This is a genomic window from Nonomuraea sp. NPDC051191 (assembly GCF_044455665.1).
Lineage (GTDB): Bacteria > Actinomycetota > Actinomycetes > Streptosporangiales > Streptosporangiaceae > Nonomuraea.
The window spans coordinates 138843-162767 of record NZ_JBITEZ010000022.1; the positions used below are offsets into that span (position 1 = coordinate 138843).

The 23925-nt window shown below is 70.4% G+C and carries 21 protein-coding genes; 4 read left to right on the forward strand and 17 right to left on the reverse strand.

From position 1 onward, the window contains the following. Positions 1 to 26: 26 nt before the first annotated feature. The 9 genes from ACIA8R_RS45435 to ACIA8R_RS45475 form a co-directional block, all read right to left on the reverse strand. Complete coding sequence (locus tag ACIA8R_RS45435) at positions 27 to 2021, reverse strand: serine hydrolase domain-containing protein (RefSeq protein WP_397044008.1); 1995 nt, start codon at positions 2019 to 2021, stop codon at positions 27 to 29. Between the two features lie 122 nt (positions 2022 to 2143). Continuing rightward, positions 2144 to 2392 carry a hypothetical protein gene (locus ACIA8R_RS45440; RefSeq protein ID WP_352326865.1) on the reverse strand — a complete coding sequence of 83 codons (249 nt, stop codon included), beginning with the start codon at positions 2390 to 2392 and terminating at the stop codon, positions 2144 to 2146. Next, the gene (locus tag ACIA8R_RS45445; protein ID WP_357711071.1) at positions 2389 to 2721 is read right to left on the reverse strand and encodes a winged helix-turn-helix domain-containing protein; all 333 of its coding nucleotides are present in this window, start codon (positions 2719 to 2721) and stop codon (positions 2389 to 2391) included. Before ACIA8R_RS45445 ends, ACIA8R_RS45440 begins: the two co-directional genes overlap by 4 nt. Positions 2722 to 3030: 309 nt before the next feature. Next, positions 3031 to 3966 (reverse strand): NADP-dependent oxidoreductase, encoded by a 936-nt coding sequence (locus ACIA8R_RS45450; RefSeq protein ID WP_397044010.1) that lies wholly within the window; start codon positions 3964 to 3966, stop codon positions 3031 to 3033. A gap of 73 nt (positions 3967 to 4039) precedes the next feature. Beyond that, on the reverse strand, positions 4040 to 4639 hold the full coding sequence (locus tag ACIA8R_RS45455; protein WP_364100727.1) for a TetR family transcriptional regulator: 600 nt from the start codon (positions 4637 to 4639) through the stop codon (positions 4040 to 4042). Continuing rightward, the gene (locus tag ACIA8R_RS45460; RefSeq protein ID WP_397044012.1) at positions 4639 to 5481 is read right to left on the reverse strand and encodes an aldo/keto reductase; all 843 of its coding nucleotides are present in this window, start codon (positions 5479 to 5481) and stop codon (positions 4639 to 4641) included. Before ACIA8R_RS45460 ends, ACIA8R_RS45455 begins: the two co-directional genes overlap by 1 nt. Positions 5482 to 5682: 201 nt before the next feature. Further along, a complete protein-coding gene (locus tag ACIA8R_RS45465) occupies positions 5683 to 7194 on the reverse strand; it encodes a hypothetical protein (protein WP_397044014.1) in 1512 nt (503 codons plus the stop codon). Positions 7195 to 7225: 31 nt separating this feature from the next. After that, positions 7226 to 7531, reverse strand: a complete 306-nt coding sequence (locus ACIA8R_RS45470; protein WP_397044016.1) for a hypothetical protein — start codon at positions 7529 to 7531, stop codon at positions 7226 to 7228. 591 nt (positions 7532 to 8122) lie between these two features. Next, positions 8123 to 9085: a zinc-binding alcohol dehydrogenase family protein gene (locus ACIA8R_RS45475; protein ID WP_397044018.1), complete on the reverse strand. Its 963-nt coding sequence runs from the start codon at positions 9083 to 9085 to the stop codon at positions 8123 to 8125. Between the two features lie 210 nt (positions 9086 to 9295). On the opposite strand from ACIA8R_RS45475, the gene ACIA8R_RS45480 reads away from it, so the two are divergent. Beyond that, on the forward strand, positions 9296 to 9748 hold the full coding sequence (locus ACIA8R_RS45480; RefSeq protein WP_397044020.1) for a MarR family winged helix-turn-helix transcriptional regulator: 453 nt from the start codon (positions 9296 to 9298) through the stop codon (positions 9746 to 9748). 306 nt (positions 9749 to 10054) lie between these two features. Continuing rightward, entirely contained in the window at positions 10055 to 11302 is a 1248-nt protein-coding gene (locus ACIA8R_RS45485; RefSeq protein ID WP_397044022.1) for an esterase/lipase family protein, read from the forward strand. A 573-nt stretch (positions 11303 to 11875) separates the two neighbouring features. On the opposite strand, the gene ACIA8R_RS45490 is transcribed toward ACIA8R_RS45485, so the two are convergent. The 3 genes from ACIA8R_RS45490 to ACIA8R_RS45500 all read right to left on the reverse strand — a co-directional run bounded on the left by ACIA8R_RS45490 (position 11876) and on the right by ACIA8R_RS45500 (position 14710). Then, positions 11876 to 13195 carry a serine/threonine-protein kinase gene (locus ACIA8R_RS45490; protein ID WP_397044023.1) on the reverse strand — a complete coding sequence of 440 codons (1320 nt, stop codon included), beginning with the start codon at positions 13193 to 13195 and terminating at the stop codon, positions 11876 to 11878. A gap of 60 nt (positions 13196 to 13255) precedes the next feature. Continuing rightward, positions 13256 to 13747 (reverse strand): SRPBCC family protein, encoded by a 492-nt coding sequence (locus tag ACIA8R_RS45495; RefSeq protein WP_397044025.1) that lies wholly within the window; start codon positions 13745 to 13747, stop codon positions 13256 to 13258. Positions 13748 to 13858: 111 nt separating this feature from the next. After that, positions 13859 to 14710 (reverse strand): alpha/beta hydrolase, encoded by an 852-nt coding sequence (locus ACIA8R_RS45500; protein ID WP_364100751.1) that lies wholly within the window; start codon positions 14708 to 14710, stop codon positions 13859 to 13861. A gap of 98 nt (positions 14711 to 14808) precedes the next feature. Here ACIA8R_RS45500 and ACIA8R_RS45505 point away from each other — a divergent pair, with 98 nt between their 5' ends. Continuing rightward, a complete protein-coding gene (locus tag ACIA8R_RS45505) occupies positions 14809 to 15417 on the forward strand; it encodes a TetR/AcrR family transcriptional regulator (protein ID WP_357710595.1) in 609 nt (202 codons plus the stop codon). 26 nt (positions 15418 to 15443) lie between these two features. Here the strand turns inward: ACIA8R_RS45505 and ACIA8R_RS45510 are convergent, their stop codons facing one another. Beyond that, on the reverse strand, positions 15444 to 16097 hold the full coding sequence (locus tag ACIA8R_RS45510; protein WP_397044028.1) for a TetR/AcrR family transcriptional regulator: 654 nt from the start codon (positions 16095 to 16097) through the stop codon (positions 15444 to 15446). A gap of 72 nt (positions 16098 to 16169) precedes the next feature. On the opposite strand from ACIA8R_RS45510, the gene ACIA8R_RS45515 reads away from it, so the two are divergent. After that, positions 16170 to 16583: a hypothetical protein gene (locus ACIA8R_RS45515; protein WP_397044030.1), complete on the forward strand. Its 414-nt coding sequence runs from the start codon at positions 16170 to 16172 to the stop codon at positions 16581 to 16583. 449 nt (positions 16584 to 17032) lie between these two features. Here the strand turns inward: ACIA8R_RS45515 and ACIA8R_RS45520 are convergent, their stop codons facing one another. From ACIA8R_RS45520 to ACIA8R_RS45535, 4 genes are all read right to left on the reverse strand, one after another. Beyond that, positions 17033 to 18481 carry a non-reducing end alpha-L-arabinofuranosidase family hydrolase gene (locus tag ACIA8R_RS45520; RefSeq protein ID WP_397044032.1) on the reverse strand — a complete coding sequence of 483 codons (1449 nt, stop codon included), beginning with the start codon at positions 18479 to 18481 and terminating at the stop codon, positions 17033 to 17035. Positions 18482 to 18496: 15 nt separating this feature from the next. After that, the gene (locus ACIA8R_RS45525) at positions 18497 to 20509 is read right to left on the reverse strand and encodes an RICIN domain-containing protein (protein ID WP_397044034.1); all 2013 of its coding nucleotides are present in this window, start codon (positions 20507 to 20509) and stop codon (positions 18497 to 18499) included. Continuing rightward, positions 20506 to 23226, reverse strand: a complete 2721-nt coding sequence (locus tag ACIA8R_RS45530) for a beta-L-arabinofuranosidase domain-containing protein (RefSeq protein ID WP_397044036.1) — start codon at positions 23224 to 23226, stop codon at positions 20506 to 20508. Before ACIA8R_RS45530 ends, ACIA8R_RS45525 begins: the two co-directional genes overlap by 4 nt. Before the next feature lie 508 nt (positions 23227 to 23734). Next, on the reverse strand, positions 23735 to 23925 hold a 191-nt coding region (locus ACIA8R_RS45535; protein WP_397044038.1), incomplete at its 5' end, for a ricin-type beta-trefoil lectin domain protein.

Below are 23925 nucleotides of genomic sequence, written 5' to 3' on the forward strand. Positions count from 1 at the left end.
AACCAAGGGCCGGGTGCCGGAGGCTCTCAGCCGATCAGGTTGTAGGCGGCGGCCACACTCAGATAGGCGAGCGCGGCCAGGACCACGACGGTGCAGTGAACCCGCCCGGCCAGGGTCCACCAGCCCTTGACCCAGGCCAGCCCGGCGGTGACCAGCGTCACGCCGGCCCCGGCCGCGGCCAGGACGGGCAGCGTGGTGATGGTCGTGAACAACGGGCTGCCGCCCAGGAAGAACTCGGCCTGGTTGGCGTCGAAGTCCGCGAACATCGCCACGAGGGATCCGGCGGAGGCCGTGACGAGCACCGCCGTGATCCACGCGGGCAGCCCGGCCAGGCGTGGCCCGCGAACCGGCCGCCGGCGCGCCGCCCGCCCGACTCCGGCGGCAGCCCCGGAGGCACCTGCGGGTGCGGATCCGTCACTGGACCCGCCGGGCCTGCGGCGGCGCCGCGCGAGGCGTACGGCATGCGCGAGGGGTCCGCCCACAGCCGACAGCAGCAGCACGGTCAGGCTCACGCCGAGCACGCCGAGATGCACCGTGGGCGACTGGTACCAGGCCAGGCGCTCCAGCGGCCCCGCCGGGTTCTCCGTGGCCAGCAGGCCGTCGGGGCGGAACCGGATCGTGCGGTAGCCGTTCTTCTCGCGGAACAGGGCGGGGGCGATCTGCGTCCACTGGCGGCTCTCGGTGGGGCCGAGCGCGACCGCGCCGGTGGTGGTCAGGAGGCCGTCGCCGCCCGCGCTGACCGTCACGGTGCTGGTGAGCGAGCTGAGCTTGCCCAGGTCGGTCATGTCGGCGGCCAGGGCCGTACGGTAGGTGCCGGTGTACTGGGCGACGTCGGGCAGCGGGCCCGGCGTGCCGTCCGCCGGGGCGGGGGCCGGGGCGAAGCGGTCGGCGAAGGCGTTGACCAGGGACCAGGCGGAGTCGGGGCCGCCCTTGCCGATGCCGTTGTAGGAGGCGTAGACGCCGATGCCCCGGTCGGGGATCAGCGCCATGATCGCGAAGTAGCCGGGAATGTTGCCCCGGTGCACCAGCAGGCGCCGGCCGTTCCTGGTGTACTCCTGGAAGCCGTACCCCATGCCGGCGGTGCCCTCGGCGTTGCCGAAGTGGCGGCTCTGCATGAGTCGCACGCTGTCCGGCCTGAGTATCCTCCCGCCGCCGGTCAGCTGGGCCAGCATGAACGCGGCCATGTCGGTGGCGGTGGAGCGGAAGCCGGCTCCGTGCGGCGGCATGTGTCCGTATTTGGCCCCTTCGGCCCGGACCTGGTGGCCGTCCTGGAGACGGTAACCGGGGGCCAGCGCCTGGGCGACGGGGCCGGGCTCGGGCTGGGCCATGCTGGAGCGCGTCATGCCGAGCGGGCGGAAGATGTTCTCCTGCACGTACTGCTGGAAGGGCAGGCCCGAGCGCACCTCGACCAGGTAGCCGGCCAGGCCCATCCCGTAGTTGGAGTAGACGGCCCTGGTGCCGGGCGGGCGGATCCGGGGCGGCTGGTGGTCGGCGAGGTGGGCGCCGAGCGGGTGCACGTCACGGGCGGTGGCCGCGCCGGTGCCGAAGTCACCGCCGGCGAACCCGGCGGTGTGGGTCAGCAGGTTCGCCATGGTGACCGGCCGGCCCGGGTAGGCGTCGTCGATCTTGAACGTGGTGAGGTACTGGTTGACGTCGGCGTTCAGGTCGATCCGGCCCCGTTCGACGAGCTGCATGACGGCGGTGGCCGTGATCAGCTTGGCCACCGACGCGGGGGCGAAGACGGTCCGCTCGGCGTCCACGGGACGGCCGGTCTCCACCTCGGCGACGCCGTACCCCTGGGCGAAGACCTGACGGCCGCCCGCCACGACGGCGATCGCCGCCCCCGGGATGTGGTGCTCCTTGAGCTGGCGGGGCACGTAGGCGTCGGCGAACTCCCGTACCGACCGTGCCGGATCGGCCGCCGTCGCGGCGGCGGGGGCGCTCACTGCGAGCAGCGGCGCGGCGACCGCCAGCGAGCACATGAGGGCACGCCAGCGGGACGATTTGCGTTCGAGCAGCATGAGCTGCTCTCCTTTCTGTGGGAGCACGTACGCGTCAAAGGCACGCCGTCACGGCGTGGTCGTGCGGTTCCGCCGTCCGGGGGTGAGTTGCCGCTCGCCCCCGGACCTGTGTCACAGGCTCGTCAGTCGACGCTGAGCAGGATCCTCTCCATCGCCGCGACCTTCTCCGTCAGCTCGCCCAGCCTGGCCTGCACCTCACCCTGCCGCTGCACGGCCTGCTCGGCCAGTTCGCGATATCTGGCCATCTCGGCCGTCAGCACGTCGGTGCGGTGCCGTTCGAACCGGAAGTAGAACGCCATGCAGGCCGTGATCGCGCCGAACAGAATCAGCACGACCACGATGGGGATCACGATGGAACCGATGTCGATCACTGCGGGGTCTCCTGCACCTGATGGGGTCCTTCCTCGTCGTCCGCGCGCAGAGCCGCGAGGACGGTGTCGATCGTCAGGCTGAGCTCGAAGGGCAGCAGCTCGATGTACTTCATCGCCTTGCCGTCGGCCGACAGCTCCAGCCGCCCTTCGATCAGCCCCGCCTTCTCCAGCCGCTCCAGATGCATGTAGAGCAGCGCACGGGACACCTTGATCCGGCGGGCCAGCTCGCTGACGTGGACCCGGCCGCCGGCGAGCTCGGCGAGGATCTGCAACCTGAGTGGATGCCCGACCGCGCCGAGCAGGCGGAGCAACTCTTCGCTGGTCGGCATGTCGTCCTTGGGGAGCGTCTGTCTTGCACCTGTTAGTTCAGTCTTACAGGTGCAAGTGTACGCGTCAAACCGGCTCCACCCCCACTACCGCGACGGAGGCAAAGGCGGCCCGGGACGCGGTGCTCGCGGTCGGACTGTCCTGCTCCATCGCCACCGCCCTGCTCTGCCGGCCGAACGCTTGCGGGCGTCTGTCACTGCTGAACAGGCAGCAGGTTCGTCCCGGTCGCCCTTCGCGGTTCGACGGCGGCGACGGCTCCTCCGGTGGTGGCAGCGCTTTCGGGAGTCGTGTGCAGCCCTGGCGCGGATCGGTCAGCCGAACCGCAGGACGAACCGCCCGCGTGCGCCGCGCCGTTCGAGCGAGCGATGCGCGTCGGCGGCTCGGGAGGCCGGCAGCTCGCCGGCCACGCGGACGGTGAGCCGCCCTTCACCGGCGAGTTCGGCGAGCCGGTCGAGCTCGGCCGCGGCCTCGACGTAGTCGCGGACGAAGATCGGGACGACGCGGACCCGGCCGGTCCCGTCGCCCTGGTAGCCGCGGACGGTGACGACGGTGCCGCCGTCCTTGACGGCAGGGAGCACGACGGCCTCCAGCACGGCGGCGTCGACGAGCCCGTCGACGCCGCCCGGGTGGTGGCGGCGGACCATCGCGGCGAAGTCGTCCCCCCGCGGCACGACTTCGTCGGCTCCGCACTCGCGGACGAAGGTCTCGTCCTGCTGGGCGGCGTCGGCGAGGACGACGAGCCCGGCCTGCTTGGCGAGCTGGACGAAGTATCCGCCGACGGTGCCGGCTGCGCCGGTGACGGCGACCGTCGCGCCGGCCGGGAGCGCCAGCGTGTCGAGTGCGAGCCGGGCGGTGAGCCCGTTCATCGGGATGGTGGCGGCCTGAACGTCCGAGAGCCCGGCCGGGATCTTCGCGACCGAGCGTGCCGACATGACCAGATCTGCCCGGTAGCCGCCGTGCTCGCCCGAGGGCACCACGATGGCCATGACGGCGTCCCCGGTCGTGAACGGGCGGTCGACGGCGGGGCCGATCTCGGTGATCACGCCGGCGACCTCCATGCCCGGCACCCGCACCGCGTCCGCCTCATCCTGCCGCGGACGAGAACGGATCATCGCGTCGGCCGGGTTCACCGTGGCGCTGGTGACCCGGATCCTGACCTGACCGGGACCGATCGGTTCGGCCGCCAGATCGAGCTCGCCGAGAGCGTCCGGTCCGCCTGGCCGCGTCACTCCGATTGCTTGAACCATGGTCGTTCGTCCTCCTTGTTCGTTGCCGCCTGGGTGGTGATGGGCAGGGCCGACCGTGGTCGACCCGCTTCGGCTACGGCGATGTGGGGACGTGCAGGCCCTCCAGCAGCAGGTTGCACACCTCGTCGAGTTCGGCGCCGACGCCGGGGTGCTGCCATTCGGCCGCGTGGGCGAGGTGGTGGAACTTGGCGGTGGCGTTGAAGACCACGTGGGCGGTGGCCTCCGCGTCGTCGGTGCGGAGGCTGCCGTCGGCGGCGCCGTCGGCGATGATGGCCGTCAGCTGGCCCAGGAGGTCGGCGACGTGGTCGGTGGCGACGCTGCTGTGCGCGGCCGCGAGGATTCCATAGGCGGCGAACAGCTCGGGGTCCTCGCGAATCTTGGCCTGCTTCACGGCCAGGACGGCGTGCAGCCAGGTACGCAGTCGCTGCACCGGCGGGACCGCGCTGTCGGCGGCGATGACGGCGAGGGCGTCGCGGTTGCGGTCGAGCCAGCGCCGGGTCACGGCCTCGCGCAGCGCCTGCTTGGAGGGGAAGTGCTTGTAGACGGCGGCGTGGCTGACCCCGAGTGCGCGGGCGACGTCGACGACCGTTGCCTTGTCCGGTCCGTGGCGGCGCAGGATCTGCTCGGTGGCCGCCAGGATGGCGTTCGCATCCAGCGGGGTTCGGGCCGGCATCAGTGCCTGCCGCCCGTTCGCTCGCTGTCCAGGAGCGCGAGCAGGGCGGGGGCGTAGCGTTCTCCCGCGACCGCCCCACGGGGGACGGCCTGCTCGATCGCGTCCAGGTCGTCCTCGGTCAGCCGCAGGCCGGCGGCGTCCACCGCCTCGGTGACGCTGTGCGGTCGGCTGGCCCCGACCAGCGCGACGATGTCCTGGTGCACGCGACCCTGCGCCAGCACCCACGCGATCGCGAGCTGGGCGACCGTGGCGCTGCGGGAGGTGGCGACCTCCCGCAGCCGCTCGACCAACGCGAGGTTGGTCTCGATGTTGCCGGCGGCGAAGCGGGGCAGGTGCCCGTGATGCCGTGCGTCGCCGGCCGACGGCCGCCATGTCCCGGTCAGCATCCCTTGGGCGAGCACCCCGTAGGCGGTGACGCCGATGCCCAGCTCGCGGCAGGTGGGCAGGATCTCATCTTCGACGCCGCGGCTGAACAGTGAGTACTCGATCTGGACGTCGGTGATCGGGTGCACGGCGTGGGCGCGGCGGATCGTCTCGGCGCCGACCTCCGACAGCCCGATGCCGCGGACGCTGCCGTCCACACCGAACAACGCGCCGAACTTCACGCTCACCACGGCGCGGTCGCGATCGGCGGGTCGCAGCGCCTGCCCGATGAGCGTCTCGTTGTGCCCCATCCCGTAGTGGTCGGCCGTGTCGATGAACGTGATCCCGGCGTCGAGCGCGTTGCGAAGCGTGGCGATGCTCTGCTCGTCGGCGCTGCGTCCGTACGCGCCGGACATGCCTGCACAACCGAGCCCGACCGCCCCCACACAGATGTCGGCGGCGAATGTCCTCTGCTCCATACGAGAGACGCTAAGCGGGTTGGTAACAGATGTCAAAACTTGTAACTTGCTACCTCGGCTTTACGGGTCCAGAGTGTGACGGCCTCTTCGAGTTCCTGGTGCGGCAGCCGGTCGGCGCGGTCGTCGTGGGTTTCTCCAGAGCCGCGCAAGGGAGCAACCCAGGCATCCCTGACAACCGACGCGCGTGGGCCGGGTCACCGGTCAGTGAAAGGCCATGTGATACACGTACGGGACCGCCCCCTGGTCGAAGCGGACGAAGAACACGTCGACCCGGCCCGCCCCCCAGGACGCGGCGGCTGGGGCGCGCTTCTCGTCGAGGGGCCCGGTGGCGGTGTGGTCCAGCGGTTCGGCAGGACGGTCCCAGCCGTGGCCGCCGGTGTTCCATCGCCGATCGACCAGGCGCCCTCCGGAGTTGTAGAACACGTGGAGCGACCCGAACCGGTCGGCGACCGCTGCCGGGTCGCAGGTGAGAGAGTCGCCCAGGTCCTCCTCCGCGCCCCGGGCTCCGGCGTCCAGCCACTGGTGCATGAGATGGTTCGCGGGGGATCGGTAGAAGACGTCCAGCCGTCCTTCGCCCCAGGATGCGGCCGTGGGCCGCCCCTGCACGGTCCCGCCCCAGTCCTCCTCGCCGGACCAGGCGCCGCCGCTCCAGTGGCGGTGCAGGAGGCGGCTGCCTCCGCTCGCGGTGGTGTAGAACACGTGCAACTGGTCCGACGCGGGCCACCCCACGGCGCAGAGCCCGTTGATCGTCCCCCAGCCCAGGTTCTCGGGCGCCGTCCACGACTGCCCGTCCCACCAGCGATGCCAGGGGCCCGTCCCCGGGTGCGCGTAGAGGAAGTCCAGATGCCCCGGACCCAGCGAGCTGAGGGCCATCGAGCCGATGGCGGAGGGGTCACCGCTCCCGTCACCCGGTCCCGCCGGTCCCGGCTGGGACTCGAACGCCGCCCCGGTCCAGGCCACCCTGGCGATCTTCTTGAAGTCCGAGAACGAGCTCCATGCCGCGTCGATGCGGTTCGGCCCCCATGAGACGGCGGTCATCGCCGGTATCGGGACACCGTGGCTCATGGCGATCCCGCGCCGTTCCGACCAGCCCGGCAGGTGCGGCATCGGAGCTGGGGCCGGGACGACCGTCGCCGTCGCCCGTACGTCCGTGAAGGCCCCGTGCGGGGCGATGGTCCGCAGCATGTACGTGTAGTCGCCCGGCCCGCCCACGTGGTCGGTGAACCGTCCCGGGTCGGAGGCCCCAGGCGAGCTGAACAACCTCACTTCCGGCCCCAGCCGGACCACGAACAGCTCCCTCACGGCCGCCGCGTCGACGCGGTCCCACGTCAGTTCGACGGCCCCGCCGATGTTCCCGACCGCGCGGAAATGGCCGGCGGGCGGCGGTGGCGGCTCCACCGGAGCGGTCGCCGAGGGCAGGGTACGTGCCTGGAAGCTGTTGGCCGCGATCACTCCTCCCGGGTACACGCACGCCACGATGAACGTCATCTGACGGTCGCTGGGCAGGTTCGTCCAGGTGTACCGGCCGCCCCACCCGCCGACCGAGGGATCGGCCGTGAACAGGGCGAGGTCGACGTCGATCGTGACCCGCAGGTCGAACGGGTTCACCCAGACGCGGTAGCCCAGCGGTGTGTCGCCGTTGGGCACCCAGGTGCTGACGACGCTGGTCGCGTTGCTCGACCACGGGCCGAATGTCGGGGCCACCTGAACCATGACCGTGCTCCCCTCTGTCGGACGACCGGACCTACGGCAGGTGGGGCATCGGGGCGGGAGCCGCCAGGTCCGGGATGAGGCTGCGGACCTTGTTGCGTGCGCTCTCGGCCGTGCCGTTGGAGCTGTTGGCGATGACGGCGAGGAAGCACTCGTCGTCCCCCTCGGGGACGATCACGATCGTCACGTTCACCTGGTCGTTGCCGCCCAGGACGAAGTACTCGTCGCCGGCCGGGTCGCTCCAGACCTCGTATCCGGCCGTGCCCAGCGCGGTCATCGCCTGTGCCCGCGCGGCGGCCCGCGTGTAGTGGCGGCGCATCGTGCCCCAATGCGTGTCCATGGATTCTCCTGCCCGACAGTCGTTGATCTTCTGGAGTCGTTCCAGGACCAGCCTCCGCCGCCGGACGCCGCCCGGCATGAGTAACGCCTACTCATTCGGGTGGCGCCGACGCCGTGGGTACCCCGGCGACAGGCTCACCAGGGTGGACGGGAATCCACCGTCAAACAGTCACCGCGCTGTCCGAGGCCGCCCGCCGGCCCCGGACGGCTCGGGGCCATGGTCGTACCAGGACAGACCTTGGCGGCGATCATGTTCATCTCCCCGCAGGACGGCCGGCCCCACTGCGCGTCGGGTGGGCTCTCGGAGGTACTGATCTTCATGGCTGCCGATCCGGTCCGCGTGAGGTCAGGTTCGTCAGCAGCGAGGTGGAGTCGGCGGGTTCGACGGCGGTCCCCGATCGTGGCGAAGTGGTTCACGGGGTGGTGATGGTCGGTGGGTCCGGGGCGTCGGACAGGGGCAACGGCACGTACGGAGGCGCCACCGCTGCCAACGCCTCAGCCGACATCCGCGCCCCTCCCTCGGCCTCGCCATGGCCCCGCGTCCGACCATCGCCGCCGACATGAGGCGCCTCACTTGCCGACAACGGGCCGATCATGACCCCGACGCCGCGTCCCCCGCCGCCCTCGGCGGCTGGGGGACGAGGACGATGCGGTCCTCGGTCTCGTCGGTCCACGCCTGCGCGACCTGGGGGAGGGGTACGGCGCGGACCCGCACGTCGATCGCGCCGGCGGTCACCGCTGAGGCCAGTTCGGGCAGCTCGGCGAGGATGTCGCGGGCAGGGACCGAGCCGATGCCGCTGCCGACGATCTGCAGGCGGGCCGAGCGCAGTGCCGCGGACGGGATCGGCGCACTCTGGCCGGCGATGGATCCGATCTGGATCCAGGTCAGCGGGACGGCGCGGTCGGCGCGGGCGGTGAGCATCGGGATCAAGGCGCCGGCTGCGGGCTCGCCCCACACGTAGTCGATGACCACGTCGACAGCGGCCGCGCGGCTGATCTCGTCGAAGGTGATCGTCTCGTCGGCTCCGAGGGCGGTCAGCGCTCTCAAGCGAGTGGCGTCACGGCCTGCGGCGATGACGTGGGCGGCGCCGAACAGCTTGGCGATCTGGACCGCCATCCGTCCGGCGTTGCCGGTGGCGCCGAGGACGAGGACACGCTGACCGGCTCGGAATTCGACGCGCCGGCGCAGCGCGACCCAGGACGACATGGCCGGATTCATCGCGGCGGCGATCCGTACGGGGTCGACGCCGTCGGGCAGGATCACGCTGCGACGCGGGTCGATGAGGGTGCGGTCGGCGAACGTTCCCAGAGCTGTGTCGTCCAGGACCACGTAGCGGACGTTGCCCTCCTTGTCGCGTACGACGCCGTCGACGCCTGGGACGAGCGGGTACATGCCCTTGCCGGAGTAGTGCGAGCCGTTCGCCTTGGCTCTGGTCAGATGGTGCAGCCCGGCCGCGAGGACCTCGACGGCGAGCTCGTCGTGGCGTTCCGTGGGGTCGGGATGGTCCTGATAGACCGGCGGAGCACCGGCTTCAGGGATGACGGCAGCATGCATGGAGACCTCCTGAGGATGGTTTGCATTTCCAACTATCTTCAGGATGGTTGGAAATGCAAACCATGTCAACCGGGCCGTGTGATCGACGCCGTATCCGTCGATCACCTGATGCGGGATCGAGCCGTGAGGCGCCCTCGGGCGACGGCGATGTCAGGCGTCCACGCCTCGGCATGGTTGGCATTTCCAACCATGCCGGACTAGCATGGCGGCATGACCGTCGCCGACGACGTCATGGACGCCCTCGTCCGGACCACCTTCGAAGTGGCCGGCGTGCTGACCCGCATCGGTGGCGAGCATGATCTGTCGCTCACCCAGCTGCGGGTGCTCGGTATCCTCAGCGACCGCCGCCTCCGCGTCACCGACCTGGCCGCCTACCTCGGTCTGGACAAGTCCACGATGTCCACCCTCATCGCTCGCGCCGAGCGCCGGGGATTGCTGACGCGCGGCAAGAACGCCGATGACGGCCGGGTCGTCGAGGTGTACATGACCCCGGCCGGGATCGAACTCACCGAACGCGTGAAGGACGACATCCGGCGTGCCCTGACACCGGCGACCGGTCGGCTGGACCCACAACGGCTCGGTCAGCTCGCCAACCTGCTCGACGTCGTCTCGGCCCGCCCGTCGCGCGCACACGCCGAACCGGGCCCGACTGTCGCGCGCTGATCACCGAGCGGGGCCGCGGCCAGTTCGTGCCGCCTGCGACGTACGCCCGCCCGCAACGCGTGGGGAGCCGGGCCCAAGCGCGTGGAGGGGCACGACCTCCGCGCCCACACTGGGCGACTCTGGCGCATCACCCTCACCTGGAAGACGTCCTGACCGAGCACAAGCCGCTGCGTGCGATCCCACGCGCGCGGGTGTTCTCGGCCGGCCGGTGGACTCGCTGCTGCGGTCTCATGCGGACCAAACGAGGAGCCGACCGAGATCATAGCTTTAGGTGTCCGTACGACCACTAATGGTGATAACTCTGGGGTGATCAACAAAAAGCAGATCGCGAGCGCTCTGAGCGCCGCGCCGCCGGTCGTCCTGTCCTCCAGCGCCAGCTCCAGGGCGGGCGCCACCACCACCGCTCCACCCGCCGCGGAGTGGAGCGACCGCTGGCAGCTGCCCGGCGGGACCGCATGGGTGTACTACGGCGAACGCAACCAGGCCCTGACCCGGCCGGTGCTCCTGGCCGACGGCTTCGGATCCGGGGCCAGCGACATCGACGAGCTCTACGACGGCCTGGAGCGGCGCGCCTTCCCGCTGATCAGCGAGCTGCGCCGGCGCGGCCGCGACGTCGTCGTCATCGGCTTCGACGACCGCGGCGCCTCCATCCTCGACAACGCGCAGACCGCCACCGCGGCGATCCACCGCGCCGCCGCCGAGCGGGTCGGTGGCAGCCGCCTGCTGGCCGGTGGGTTCAGCATGGGAGGTCTGGTCACCCGCTACGCCCTGGCCCGGATGGAGACGCAGCGCATCGACCACCAGGTCGGCGTGTACTTCTCCTGGGACACCCCGCACCGCGGCGCCTACGTGCCGATCTCGCTCCAGGCGTTCGCGCACCACATCAACGCCTACGACTCGCGCTTCTCCGACCTGTTCAACAGCCCGGCCGCCCGCCAGCTGCTGGCCTGGCACCTGCCCGGCACCGACGGCGTGCCCGGCGTCGACCCGCTGCGCACCCAGTTCCTGCGCGAACTGGAATCCGTCGGCGGCTGGCCGCGTATGCCGCGCCTGCTCGCCGTCGCCGACGGCGCGGGCAACGGCGCGGGCAACGGCACCGGCGCCGGGGAGAGCGCGCTGCTGGGCACCGGCGACCTCATCACCGGCACCGACCTGCGCACGCAGCCCAAGGCACCGGAGACCCTGGCCGGCCTGCTTCGCCTGCTGACGCCCGACGTCATCGAGGTCCAGGCGCCGGGCGTTCCGTGCGTCGACGGCGCGCCCGGCGGCATCCTGACCGGGTTCAAGATCCTCGCCGACGCGCTCAACGCCATCGCCGAAGCCACCGGCCTCGGCCTGGACGTCGACAATGCGATCGCCGGGCACTGTTTCGTCCCGTCCATCAGCGCCGTCTCCGTCCGCGACATCACCGACGCCGAGCTGTACACCGACATCGACGCGCTGTCCCCGGACGAGAGCGACTTCGACGACTTCCTGTGCGCCGGCGACAACCGCGGCCACACCGAGATCACGGAAGAGGCCGCCACCTGGCTCCTGGACCGCCTGCCCGACTAGGGTTCGCTCCCCGTCCCACCGGGCGGTTCCTTCCGCAGACGGCCATCCCGGCTGCCCTCTGCTCCATTTCGGCGGACGACCACGTCCCGGAGCGGCGGGTAACAGCGGCTCCAGCGCTGCCCACTGCTCGTCGGTGAGGTCGTGCCGCCTCGTCACCGCTACGCCGGCCATCGAGGTCTCCGGTATTTGGCTCTTCTTCGTCGTTTGAACCAACTGCCGGAGGCCTCGTCGATCACCCACGACCGCCGCGCTCGGCCACCTCCTCGGTGAAGACGGCGACGAGCAGGTCGCCGCGCGTGGGGAAATGGCGATAGAGGGTTGCCTACTCCTGCGCGGCGCGCGATGTCGTCCAGCGCCACGCCGGACCCCGCCGTCCCGTGATCGTGTTTCTCGAGGAGTTCCCGCGGGTCAGCGCCGACAGCGTGAATTCTGCTCCATCGCTGCCGGGCCCCCACACTGCCCCTGGTCGGCCAGATGTGCACCCGCAGGGACGACCGTCGGGTGCAGGAGGTGCTCTTCCACGCCGACCACGAGTCTCGAAGATCCCCCGGGACGACTGACGCGGGCCACGCCTCAGCACATCGACGGGATGCAGGTGAACGGGTTCTCCATCGGGGACGGCGGCTGCGGCTGGGCGGGCGCCTGGGTGGGCTGCTGCGACGGCTCGCGCGTGGGCTCCGGCGGGTTCTCCGTGTGCCGGGCGGGTGTCGGGTGGGGTACTGAGCCGTCGTCGATGCGGCTGCTCACCGTGTCGCCCGTCCTGGTCGGCCGGGTGGCGGGGGGCGAGCTCCTGGGGCGGGCCCGCTGCCTGGCCGGTGGGGACGACGTCCCCCGCGCAGTGCTCTTGACCTCCTGCGGCGAGGCGGTGGCCGCGGCCGGAGCCTGGGCGGTGGCGGTGCCGGACGACGGGGGAGAGGCCGTGCCGATCGTGGCCGGGGGCGGTGGGGGCAGGGTGTCCGCGGTGATCAGCACGCCGCCCGTGACGAGCAGCGCCGCCGTGGCGACGGCCGTCGCCAGCAGCGCGCGCCGCCGCCCCCGACCGGCCTGACGCTCCGGCGGCGGGGGAGACCCGGCGGCCGGTCCCGGTACGAACTCGCGCGAGGTCAGCCCGGTGACCAGGTCGTCGGCGCTCGGCCGCGCGGCCGGGTCCTTCGACAGGCCGGCGGTGACGAGCCGGAGCAGGACGCCGTCCAGCCCGGAGACGGCCGGCTGCTCGTTCAGGATGCGGTTGATCACGGCGGGCGTGGAGTCGGCGCCGAACGCGGGTCGCCCCGAAGCCGCGAACACCATGGTCACGGCCCAGGCGAAGACGTCGGCCGCGGCCGTCACCTGCCCGCCGCCGATCTGCTCGGGCGCCAGATAGGACGGCGTGCCCATCAGCGGGCCCGTCGAGGTGTTGCCTGGCGCGTCCAGAGCCCGGGCGATACCGAAGTCGATCACGACCGGGCCCTCGGGCCCCATGAGGATGTTGGCCGGCTTGAAGTCGCGGTGGAGCACCCCGGCCCGGTGGATGGCGGCCAGCGCGGCGGCGGTGCTGATCGCCAGCCGCTCCAGCGCGGCCCCCTGCCGTGGTCCCTCGGTGGCGACCAGGTCACGCAGCGAGGGGCCGGGCACGTACTCGCTGACAATGTAGGGCCGCCGGCCCGCCAGGTCGGCGTTGAGCACGGGCGCGGTGGAGAACCTGGCCACCCGCCGGGCGAGCTCCACCTCGCGCAGGAACCCGTCGCGCGCGCCGGGATCGGTCAGCAGGCCGTTGTGCAGCAGCTTGACGGCCACCTGCCGGCCGGAGAGGTCGCGTCCCAGATAGACGACGCCCTGGCCGCCCTCGCCGAGCCGGGCGACGAGTTCGTACGGCCCCAGCGTGCGCGGATCGTCCTCCACCAGCTGATCCATCTGGCTCCCTGCAACACATGAACGGACAGGACAGAAGATGCTGCGATGATGCCAGTTCTTTCAGGCCGACAGGCCGCTCGGGTCGGCGTCGGCGACGAGGCCGAGAACGATGTCGTGCTCCAGCAGCGCCTTGAGTGCACTGATCAGGAACGTGAAGCCGCCGGTGGAGTCGGTTACGTGGTGGACGAGTTCGTCGCCGGTGCCGGTGAACCCGGTTTCGGTGACGTGGACGTAGGTGGTGTCGTCGGGCATGGGGATGAAACGGAACTCGACTGTGGTGGGGGCGTCGGGCGCGTAGTTGCCCCAGGTGAAGCGGATCCGACTGTTTTCGTCCACCTCTTCGACCGAGGCTTGAGTCGACGCCCCGTACATCTCCCATTCCCAGGTCAGCTCGGCGCCGGGGGTCATCATCCCGCTGCTCTTGGTGTACCAGATCATGCTCGTGATGGCGGGGTCCACGATGGCCTGGAACACCTCGCGGGCGGGGCGGCGGATGAGCATCCCGACCTTCACCGAGGGGATCGTGGTGAGCTCGAACGTTCGTGCGGACATGCGCTGGTTCTCCTTTCGCGGTCCGGCGGTAAGGGACTCGCCGGGTCTCCAGCAGGGTTCTGCGGTTCGCAGCCGGTCACGGCCGTAGTTGCTGATCCGGCGTTGTCGCGGTCAGCGTGTCAGGAAGGCACGTAACGCGGTAATCAGTGCTGCCGGATTGTCCTCCTGGACGTTGTGCCCGGCGTCCGGCACGACCACGAGCTCGCCGTCCGGGAGGCGCGCGGCCAGGCGTTCGGCGGCGGCCTGGGGGAGCACCCTGCTGCGTCCGCCGCGCACGAGCAGCACCGGCGTCCTGCTCAGCTGATCGGGCAGCCGATCGATGGCCGCCAGGATGGCGGGGAAGTCCGGAGGCCGCGGATCGCTCTTCGGCACCCAGCCGCCGCCGGGTGCACGGCGGAACAGCGTGCTCATGCGGTAGGTGACACTGGCCCGGTCGGCGCGTGGATTGACCCGCATCGCGGCCTCCACCACCGTCTCCAGATCCCGCACCGGACCGAGCCCGCTGATGAACAACCGCACCCGCCAGGTGCTGTCGAAGTCCACGCCGGGCGCGACATCGACGAGCACCAGCCGCTCCACCCGAGCGGGATGCCGGTCGGCGACGTGGGCCGCGATGACGCCGCCCAGAGACATGCCGACCAGCCGGACCCGGTCGAAGCCGAGGTGATCGGCCGCGGCGACGACGTCGGCCGCGAGGGTGCCGACGCGGTAGTCACCGGACCAGCCGCTCTCGCCGTGACCTCGCAGATCCAGCGCGATCAGCCGGGCAGCGCCGCGCAGGCCGAGGCAGACGAAGTCCCACGTGTGCGCGGTCAACGCGCCACCGTGCAACAGGAGCACCGGGGATCCGGTTCCACCCCAGTCGAATCCGTGCAACCGGCAGCCCGCACGGGAGAAGTGGATCTCGCGGGGCGGCGCCGGATCGTCGATCGTGACACCCAGTGCCGTCGCCAGCTCGGTCATCGCCGGAATCGCTAAGTGTCCCCGCACGCGCCACCTTCCTTACCTTGAGCGACCAAGGTAAGCGACGCTGCCTTGACCGGTCAAGGTAAGGTGGGCGCATGCCCCCCCGAGTACGACGCCGGCCCGAGGACGCCAAGCGGCTGATCCTCGAAGCGGCGAGCAGGTTGCTCGCCGCGGGCGGCCCTGCCGCCGTGCAGGTGCGCGCCGTCGCGGCGGAGGTCGGTGTGTCCGACGCCGCGGTCAACCACCACTTCGGCACGCGGGAACGACTGCTGGAGTCGCTGCTGCGGTTCGGCGGGGCCAAACTGAAGGCCGAACTGCACATCGTGCTCGACACGTGGGCCGACGCCCCGATCGATCCCGCCGAGCTGGTGCGCACGTTGGCCGCGCTGTACGCGGGCGGTTACGCCGAACTGGCGCTCGCGCTGCACCGTTCCGGCTGGCGGGACGCCGGTAGCGGAATGCTGGACGAGGTGGTGGACCGGCTGCACGCCCAGGCTCGGCGGCAGTGCGCGGCCACCGGGCGAACGCCGCCGTCACGCGAGGCGATCCAGCTGACTGTGTGTGCCCTGCACCAAGCGGTCGCGACGGAGCCGCTGTTCGGCGACGAGTTCCGCCGGAGCGTCGGGCTGGACGACACCGCCCGGGATCGTCTGCTCGACTGGTGGATCGAGACCCTCCGCGCGACTGTCGCCGGACAGGGCTAGCTAGCCGATCGAGGTCCCTGTGGAGATCAGCCGGTCGATCGGCGATTCCGCTGGGCCGTCGCGGCGATTCCGTCGAGCAGGGCACGCAGGCCGAGGTCGAACGCGCGCACCGCGGCCTCGGCCGCGCTGCGGTCGAGGCCGCCGTTCTGCCAGGTCTGTTCGATCGCCGGGTAGCGCGCCGGGTCGAAGATGGTCTCCCAGAACTCCTGACGGGCGGCCCACCAGTCGTCGTCGGACAGGCCGCTGAGCCGCTCGGCATGGGTGTGTTCGGCAAGGGTGGCGGTCGCGGCGTCGACGAAGGTGACGACGGAGTCGCTCGCCGCGGACCTCTCGGTGGCGGACAGCCCGGTCATGGACAGAGCGGCCAGGAGGAAGTCGGCCCTGGCGAGCAGGCCGGGACCCAGGGGTGGTCGTACGGTCGACACCATGCGAAGCCACGGGTGGCGTTCGTGCAAGGCCGTGTTCTGCTTCGCGTAGTGCTCGATCCGGTCCCGCCAGGAGCCTGATCGAGTCAGGTCGAGTTCCTGCCAGGCGGAGTCCACCATCAGGTCGACCAGTTCGGCCTTGCCGGGCACGTGGGTGTAGAGCGTCATCGTGCCGACGCCGAGGGATGCGGCGAGCCGGTCCATGGTCATGGCGGCCAGTCCTTCCCGGTCCGCCAGCGCCATGGCCGCAGCCACGATCTTGTCCAGGGACACCTTGGGCGGCCGGCCGCGGCCCGATCGGGCCTGTGGGAAACGCCAGGGCTGCGCGTGGTCAGGCTGCGGTACGTCGACGCAGCCCGCGCCGCGACCGCCGCCGCGATGCTGCGGGGTGGTAAGGCCGACCCGGTCGCGCTGGCCACGGAGGAGGTGCTGGCGGGCGCGGCCACGTGCCGAATGGAGGCGAACGACCGGAGCTCGCTGATCGGGCTCTTCGGCCCCGAGGTCGAGAAGGCCGCCGCCGGTGACGTGCTCGGGCCCGGGCGGCTCCCGGACGGCGGGCTCTGCGTCGCGTACGTGCTGGCGACGGAGCCGGCGGTGCTCGACGAGATCCGCCGCGGGCTCATCGAGCGGCACCTGTTCGAGGAGTGGCTGACGGAGCAGCGGCGGACCGCCCACCTGGAGTGGTTCTGGGGCAGCCGGGCCCGTACGGACGCGGCCGACGCCAAGCTACGTGCCTCCTGAGCCTCTGACGAATCGGTTCCCGGCGAGGGCGGACAGGATGGCGCCACCGCCGCGCAGGACGTGGTGCCTCGGAGGGGGGCGCGCGAAATCTTCAGAGCTTCCACCTGCGGTTTCGCATGGTTGCGTGATCATCCTCCCGGCTGTCGAGCCTGTGGGTGGGGCTGGTGAGCATCGCCCGTCCGCTGGTGGAGTCGCTGCGCAACGAGGCCGTGTGCGGTGAGCACGACATCGTCCGCCACGTGCCTGTGCCAGCACAGGGCGGCGACGGGCGGCTCCAGGGACGACTACCACTCGGCGAACGAGCGGTCCCGGTGCCGCCAGATCTGGTTGCGCCAGGCGTGCGACGACGTCTGTCACGGCCTTGAGCGATCACCGGTGGGTCGGCACCGGGTGTGATCGCTCAAGGCCGTCTCGATGTCCGCGGGACGATCAACCCGCGCTCAGCAGGCTCAGCGCTGGAGTGTGAGCAGACCCGGTCGGTAGGGCAGGAGGCCGTAGTCGCCGCCGGAGCTGGGGCTGCGTCCCTGGTAGAGGAGTTGGAGGTTGCAGGGGTCCACGGTGAAGGTCTGGTCGGCGCTCGTGCGGATCAGTTCGCCGTGGCTGATGTCGTTGGTCCAGGTGGCGCCGCTGTTGGCCTTGCCGGCGAAGGGGTTGCCCTCGGTGGCGGCCTGTGGTGTCCATGTGCCGTTCAGGCTGGTGGCGGTGAAGGAGCGGAAGTAGCGGCCCTGCGCGCCGATCGCCTCGACGAGCATGAGGTAGCGGTTCTGGCCCTGGAGCTTGTAGACCTGGACGGCTTCGAACAGGTTGTTCGTGGTGTCGCTCATGATCACGGTCGAGGTGGTGCCGAAGCTGCCGGGGAAGTTCCCGATGGGCATGGTGGCCCGGTAGATCTTGCCGTTGTCGCCGGCGAAGAACAGGTACATGTTCGTGTCGTCACCGATGACGGTCTGGTCGATGGGGCCGGTGCCGGAGCCGGAGATGCTGCCGGAGAACAGCGTCTGCTGGGCTGACCAGCCGTTGGGGTTGGCGGGGTCGCTGGAGGTGCGGTAGGAGAAGGCGGTTCCGCCCCACTGGTAGGCGAGCACCCAGATGTTCTTCGGGGCGAAATAGAACAGCGTGGGCGCGACGGTGCCCGAGGACATGGCGTTCTGACCGGCCGAGGCCATGTCGGACCAGTTGGTGAAGGGGCTGAAGTTCATCGAGCCCCATTTCGTCCCGGTGTCGTGGGTGGTGGCGTAGACGAGATGCCTGCCGTTGTAGGGGGCGACGGTGAAGTCCTTGAGCGAGACCCAGCCGGACTTCGGGGTCGCCAGCGCGCCGGTCGAGCTCCAGCGGTACGACGACGGAAGGTCGCATCCCGGGTTCTGGGTGCCGCCGTCGACCTTGACGAGCTGCCATTGCTGGTTGGCGCCGCCCCAGTCGTCGTACTGGACGATGTTGGCGCCGTCGGCGGTGGAGGCGCCCTGGACCTCCAGGGCCTTGTTGCTGTGGCGGGAGATGAATCGCACGTAGCCGTCGGAGCTGTCGGTCAGCCGCCATTGCTGGTTGTTGCCGTTGAGGTCGGCCCATTGGACGATGGCGCCGCCGTTGGCGGTGGAGAAGTTGTAGACGTCCAGGACCTTGCCGGAGTGGCGGGACTTGATCCGGTAGTAGCCGCCGCCGGAGTCGACGAACTGCCATTGCTGCTGGTTCTGGTTGTTCCTGGTCCATTGGGTGATGCGGCCGCCGTCGGCGGTGGACAGGTTGTAGACGTCCAGGGCCTTGCCGCTGTTGCGGTTGACCAGGACGTACCAGGCGTTGGTGTCGACGGTGGCCGCGTCGGCGGGCTGTGTGGCGATGAACAGGCTCACCAGCAAGGTGGCCACCGTCGCCAGGACGGTCAGGAATCGGAGTCTCACGTTTGCGCCTTTCGGTCAGGGGGTGGTGAGGTCGAAGCGGCGTACGGTGATCGCGCCGCCGAGGGACTGGGTGGCGTAGTTGAAGATCCCGAAGCGGTAGCCCATGAAGAACTGCCAGGCGTTGTTCAACGTGAAGGCCGGGCCGAGGCTGGTGAAGGTGCTGCCGTCGGTGCTGTAGGAGAAGCGGGCCGACCTGCCGGAGCCGGGCCGGATGTCGGCGTTGACCCGTAGCCAGATCCGGCCGCCCGAGATGTTCGCGCTCGCCGCCTCGGTACCGGTGCCGGTGGTCTGCCAAGAGCCGTTCATGGTCAGGCCGTTGGTCATCACGACCCGGTTGACGCCGTTGTCGCGTTTGACGCCGATCCAGGCCGACTGGTCGCGCAGCATCGCCAGCCCCGAGCGGTCGCCGTTGGCCATCTGGGAGTAGTCGAGCTCGATCGTCGCCGTGGAGGACGGGCCCTGGATGCGGTGGGTCAGTGTGTTGCGCGCGTTGTAGAGGTCGCCTGTGACGGTCGCGGTCTGCAGGCGCAGGCCGGTGCCGGTGGAGAAGCGGCCGGTGTCGGGGTTGTGGTTCCACTCCCAGCGAGGGCCGAGCGCGGCCGAGGTGAAGGTGTCCGGGCCGGTCATGGACGCCACGGTGCGGCTGGTCTGGATGTTCGGCTTGGGGTAGGTGGCTCCCCAGCCTCCGTTGACGGTCTGCACGTTCGGCCAGTCGCCGGTCCAGGTGATCGGTGCGAGCGCCGGGACGCGTCCGCCGGGGTAGGCGTCGACGAACGCCATGTAGTACCAGTCACCGTTCTGGGTCTGGACGAGCCCGCCCTGGTGCGGGACGCCGCCGCCGGAGATGGGGCCGGGCAGGTCGAGCAGGACCTGGCGCATCTCGTACGGGCCCCACGGCGAGGTGGAGCGCAGGACGTACTGGCCGTTGGCGGGGCGGGTCAGCCAGATGTAGTAGTAGCCGTTGCGCTTGTAGAAGCGGGAGCCTTCCAGGGTGCCGATGTTGCTCGGCGTCTGGAACACCTGCTGGCTGCGCACCTGGCTGAGGCCGTCGGCCGAGAGCTGGGCCACGCTGATGGTGCTGTTGCCGTAGGCGACGTACATGGTGTCGTCGGAGTCGATCAGCAGGCCGGCGTCGTAGTAGCAGTTGTTGATCTGTGAGCGCTTGGTCCACGCGCCGTCCACGGCGGAGGCGGTGTAGACGTAGGTCCGGTTGAACTCGACGCAGCCCATCCAGTAGTAGGTGCTGTTGCTGGGCCGGTAGTTCAGGGTCGAGGCCCAGATTCCCTTGACGTACGCCCGGCCGCCGTTGAGGTCGTAGGCGCCGGAGCCGAAGTCGAGTCGCGGCACCGAATGTCCGGCGTACTCCCAGTCGACCAGGTTGTAGGAGCGCAGGATCGGCGCGCCGGGCGAGTAGTGCATGGTCGAGGCCGAGTAGTAGTAGGCGTCGCCGACGCGGATGATGTCGCCGTCGGCGAAGTCCTGCCAGACGACCGGGTTGGCGTAGCCGCCGTCGCCGGTGACCGGGACGAGTTGCCATTGCTGGTTGGCGCCGCCCCAGTCGTCGTACTGGACGATGTTGGCGCCGTCGGCGGTGGAGGCGCCCTGGACCTCCAGGGCCTTGTTGCTGTGGCGGGAGATGAATCGCACGTAGCCGTCGGAGCTGTCGGTCAGCCGCCATTGCTGGTTGTTGCCGTTGAGGTCGGCCCATTGGACGATGGCGCCGCCGTTGGCGGTGGAGAAGTTGTAGACGTCCAGGACTTTGCCGGAGTGGCGGGACTTGATCCGGTAGTAGCCGCCGCCGGAGTCGACGAACTGCCATTGCTGCTGGTTCTGGTTGTTCCTGGTCCATTGGGTGATGCGGCCGCCGTCGGCGGTGGACAGGTTGTAGACGTCCAGGGCCTTGCCGCTGTTGCGGTTGACCAGGACGTACCAGATGCCGGTGTCGACCGTCGCGGCCGACGCCTCCTGAGCGGTGAGTGCCACGGCCACGACAAGCAGGGCCGACAGGGCCGCGAGGACGCGCCTCACATGAACCTCCAGAGATTGTCGTTCGAGCCGTCGTCGTCCGCGAGCACGACCTGCGCGCCCTGGGAGGTGCCCGTCACACCGAGGACCCGGCCGCCGTTGGCGCACTGCACGCGGAAGGCGGCACCCGCCCAGTGGCGCAGCCGCCAGCGATGGTCGGCGGTGCCGTTGTCCGTCCACTGCACGACACGCGACCCGGCGGCGGTGCCCATGTTCTCCACGCCGAGCACCTTCTGGCTGTTGGAGTTGCGCAGCCGCAGGTGGCCGCCGGTGTCGACGATCGCGGTCCACAGGTGGTCGGCGGTGCCGGTGTCGCCCCACTGGACGACGAGCGCGCCGTCGGCCGTGGACATGCCGGTGACGCCGAGCACCATCCCGGTGCCCACGTTCTGGAGGCGTCGCGCGCCGTTCGGCACGAACCGCCACTGGTTGTCCGGGCTGCCGTCGTCGGGCACCTGGACCACCTGGGCGCCGTTGGCGGTCGAGCCGTTCTGGACGCCGAGCAGCTTCGAGCTGTTGACGTTGCGGATCTTGACCGAGCCGTCGCCGACGTCGGTGACCGTCCAGCGGTGGTCGGCGGTGCCGGTGTCGCCCCACTGGAGCACCCGGGCGTTGTCGGCGGCCGACATGTTCTCGACGCCGAGCACCTTGCCGCTGTGCACGTTGCGGAACCGCAGGGCGTTGCCGTCCGCGACCGGGACCCAGTCGTGGTCGGCGGTGCCGTTGTCGGTCCACTGGAGGGCCGGGCCGCCGTCGGCGGTGGACATGTTCTGGATGCCGAGAACCAGCCCGCTGGCCGCGTTGACCAGCCGGAAGCTCGCCGTGGCGGTGGCGCCCTGGGTGTTCCAGTAGACGACGTAGTTGTGGTCGTACGCCTCGTGGAACGGCCCGAGCCGCACCGGCGCGCCGTCCGCCGTGGCCGTGAAGGTCAGGGAGGAGGTGCTGGTCCGGGTGATCGATGAGGGGTTCAGGGCCGGGGCCGACGACAGGCCGGTGTCGCCGTAGTCGCCCGACAACACGACCGGACCGTAGGTGACGGCCTGCACGCCGGGGTTGTCATCGGCGGCCTTCATGATCACCCGCATGGGCAGGCGCACGGTGACGGTGTCGCCGGACGACCACGTCCGGGTGAGATCGGCGTAGCTGCCCGGCGTGGTCGCGATGTTCTGCTGGACCCCGTTGACGCTGATCGTCGCGCCCTGGGTCCAGGCCGGGATGCGGACGCGCATCGTCCACGATCCGCTCGCGTTCCCGGTGACCTGCAGCGACGTGGTCTCGCCGGCCGGGTAGGAGGTGGTCTGGGTGATCGTGATGCCGCGCGCGCTCCAGTCGAGGGTGGAGGGCACGAACAGGTTCACGTACAGAGTGGTGCCGTTGTGGAAATAGATCGAGTCGGTCAGCTTGGTGTTGGTCTCGATCCCGGTGCCCTGACAGCACCAGAACGAGCCGTAGTCCGTGCTCCAGGTGCCGCCGCCCCAGGCCGGGCCGACGCCTCGCCGTCCGCCGGGGTTGAGCGGGGTGAAGTACGTGACGTGCCCATGTGCGTCCGCCGGGTTCTGCTGGCCGATCAGGTGGTTGAGCAGGGCGTTCTCGTAGTAGTCGAAGTAGTCGGCCCGGTTCGGGGACAGCAGCCACAGCTCCCGGGTCAGCTTGAGCATGTTGTAGGTGTTGCACGCCTCGCCGGTGTCCCTGGTCAGGTAGGAGGCGATCGCGCCGGGGGCGCGGAAGTGCTCGGCCTGGCTGTTGGAGCCGTTCACGTACGTGTGCGCGCCGACCGTGATGGACCAGGCGTTGGCGGCGATGTCGCGGTACCGGGTGACTCCCGTCGCCTTGTACTCGCGGGCCGCTCCGATCCACTTGGGCACCTGGGTGTTGGCGTGCAGGCCGTTGAGCTGGTCCTGGCCGGCGGCGAGCGGGTTGAAGGCGGCCGCGTGGTCGAACCGCTGGGCCGTGGCCAGCCAGCGGGAGTCGCCGGTCGCCTGGTACAGGTCCGTCAGCACGGCGTTCATGCCGCCGAACTCGGTGCCCAGCATGGCCTGTGTCTGGCTGGAGGTGAGCCGCGAGGTACGGGCGTCCACCCATCCGGCAAGGGCCAGCAGCACGGTCCTGGCCTGGGTGTCGCCGAGCTGCCGCCAGACGTCCAGCAGTCCGGCCAGGGTCTTGTGGAGGCAGTAGTAGGGCACGTTGCCGTTGCTCAGGGTGCGGTTCTCCAGTGCCGTGATGTCCGATTCGGGGAAGCCGGACAGATAGCCGGCGGTGAATCCGGCGGCGCCGTTGTTGGCCTGGCATCTGGCCAGCTCGGCCACCATGTACGTGGCCTTGTCCCGGCAGGTGGTGTCGCCGAGCACGGCGTAGGCCTGCGCCCAGGCCGTCAGGAAGTGGCCCTGAACGTGTGATCGGAACGGGAAGCCGGGCGCGTCCCAGCCGCCGTTGGCCGCCGCGCCGCCGGTCGACAGCCGGTGGTTGGCCCGGAAGACGTAGAGCAGCCGGTCGACGTCGACGTAGCGTAAGTAGGCGAGAGCGCGGTTCTGGTTGTCCAGCAGGCGTCCGGAGGTCAGCCGGACCTGGCCGAGGTCGAACTCGTAGGCCGAGACGCCGATGTCGGGTCTGGCCTGGGGGAGTGCGGCCAGGGCGGGTGATGCGCCGGCTGCCTGGCCGACGACCGTGAGCGCGGCGGTCGCGCCCGTGGCCTGGAAGAGCTGACGACGGCTCAAGGACATGCGGAGCTCCTTGGGGATCGGGGGGTGAAGGGCTGTGGCAGGTCACGTACGCAGTGGATGCAGCCTTCCTGGAGGTGGTCGCAGGCGGAGATACGCCACTCCGAGTGTTAGCGCTAACATTGACCTTCGCAAGCTGCTCGCCCGCTTGTGTTGAGGAGTTGTCGCGGAGTACATCGGACGGTCGGGTCCGGCGTCAACAAGCGCCGCTCGCCGCCGGCCGGGCGTTTCCGCCAGAACGCGTTCCCGTCTGGAGTTTTGCCCGCGCGGGGATCGCTCTGGACTACTCGTGCGGATGAAAGTTTCATGCTCCCGGCTCTTCTGCGCCCCCTCCGAACCGGCTGACGCGCCTGGCATGCGCGCGGGGAGAAGAACATGCGCCGCTCGGGCGGCCTGGGTGCGGCTCACCCTCCCCCCGAGCCTTGCATCGAGGGGAGGGGCGCAGCGGCGGTGCGGTCAGCGACTGGAGCCGGTCCGGGTCACCGGGCGCCGGAGCGACCGGCGGTGCGGCTCACGCGGTGGCGGGGTTGTAGGTCCACTTCTGGTTGGTGCCGCCCGAGCAGGTGTAGAGCTGGAGCCCGGTGCCGTTGCCGGTGCCTGCGCCGATGGCGTCGAGGCAGAGCCCGGACTGGACGCCGGTGATGGTGCCGTCGGAGTTGAGGCGCCATTTCTGGTTGTCGCCGCCCCAGCAGGAGTAGATCT

Bases quoted from the DNA above. Each gene is read 5' to 3' on its own strand.
- ACIA8R_RS45435 (WP_397044008.1), bottom strand. From the start codon at position 2,021: ATGCTGCTCGAACGCAAATCGTCCCGCTGGCGTGCCCTCATGTGCTCG.
- ACIA8R_RS45445 (WP_357711071.1), bottom strand. From the start codon at position 2,721: ATGCCGACCAGCGAAGAGTTGCTCCGCCTGCTCGGCGCGGTCGGGCAT.
- ACIA8R_RS45450 (WP_397044010.1), bottom strand. From the start codon at position 3,966: ATGGTTCAAGCAATCGGAGTGACGCGGCCAGGCGGACCGGACGCTCTC.
- ACIA8R_RS45455 (WP_364100727.1), bottom strand. From the start codon at position 4,639: ATGCCGGCCCGAACCCCGCTGGATGCGAACGCCATCCTGGCGGCCACC.
- ACIA8R_RS45460 (WP_397044012.1), bottom strand. From the start codon at position 5,481: ATGGAGCAGAGGACATTCGCCGCCGACATCTGTGTGGGGGCGGTCGGG.
- ACIA8R_RS45465 (WP_397044014.1), bottom strand. From the start codon at position 7,194: ATGGTTCAGGTGGCCCCGACATTCGGCCCGTGGTCGAGCAACGCGACC.
- ACIA8R_RS45470 (WP_397044016.1), bottom strand. From the start codon at position 7,531: ATGGACACGCATTGGGGCACGATGCGCCGCCACTACACGCGGGCCGCC.
- ACIA8R_RS45475 (WP_397044018.1), bottom strand. From the start codon at position 9,085: ATGCATGCTGCCGTCATCCCTGAAGCCGGTGCTCCGCCGGTCTATCAG.
- ACIA8R_RS45480 (WP_397044020.1), top strand. From the start codon at position 9,296: ATGACCGTCGCCGACGACGTCATGGACGCCCTCGTCCGGACCACCTTC.
- ACIA8R_RS45490 (WP_397044023.1), bottom strand. From the start codon at position 13,195: ATGGATCAGCTGGTGGAGGACGATCCGCGCACGCTGGGGCCGTACGAA.
- ACIA8R_RS45495 (WP_397044025.1), bottom strand. From the start codon at position 13,747: ATGTCCGCACGAACGTTCGAGCTCACCACGATCCCCTCGGTGAAGGTC.
- ACIA8R_RS45500 (WP_364100751.1), bottom strand. From the start codon at position 14,710: ATGACCGAGCTGGCGACGGCACTGGGTGTCACGATCGACGATCCGGCG.
- ACIA8R_RS45505 (WP_357710595.1), top strand. From the start codon at position 14,809: ATGCCCCCCCGAGTACGACGCCGGCCCGAGGACGCCAAGCGGCTGATC.
- ACIA8R_RS45530 (WP_397044036.1), bottom strand. From the start codon at position 23,226: ATGTCCTTGAGCCGTCGTCAGCTCTTCCAGGCCACGGGCGCGACCGCC.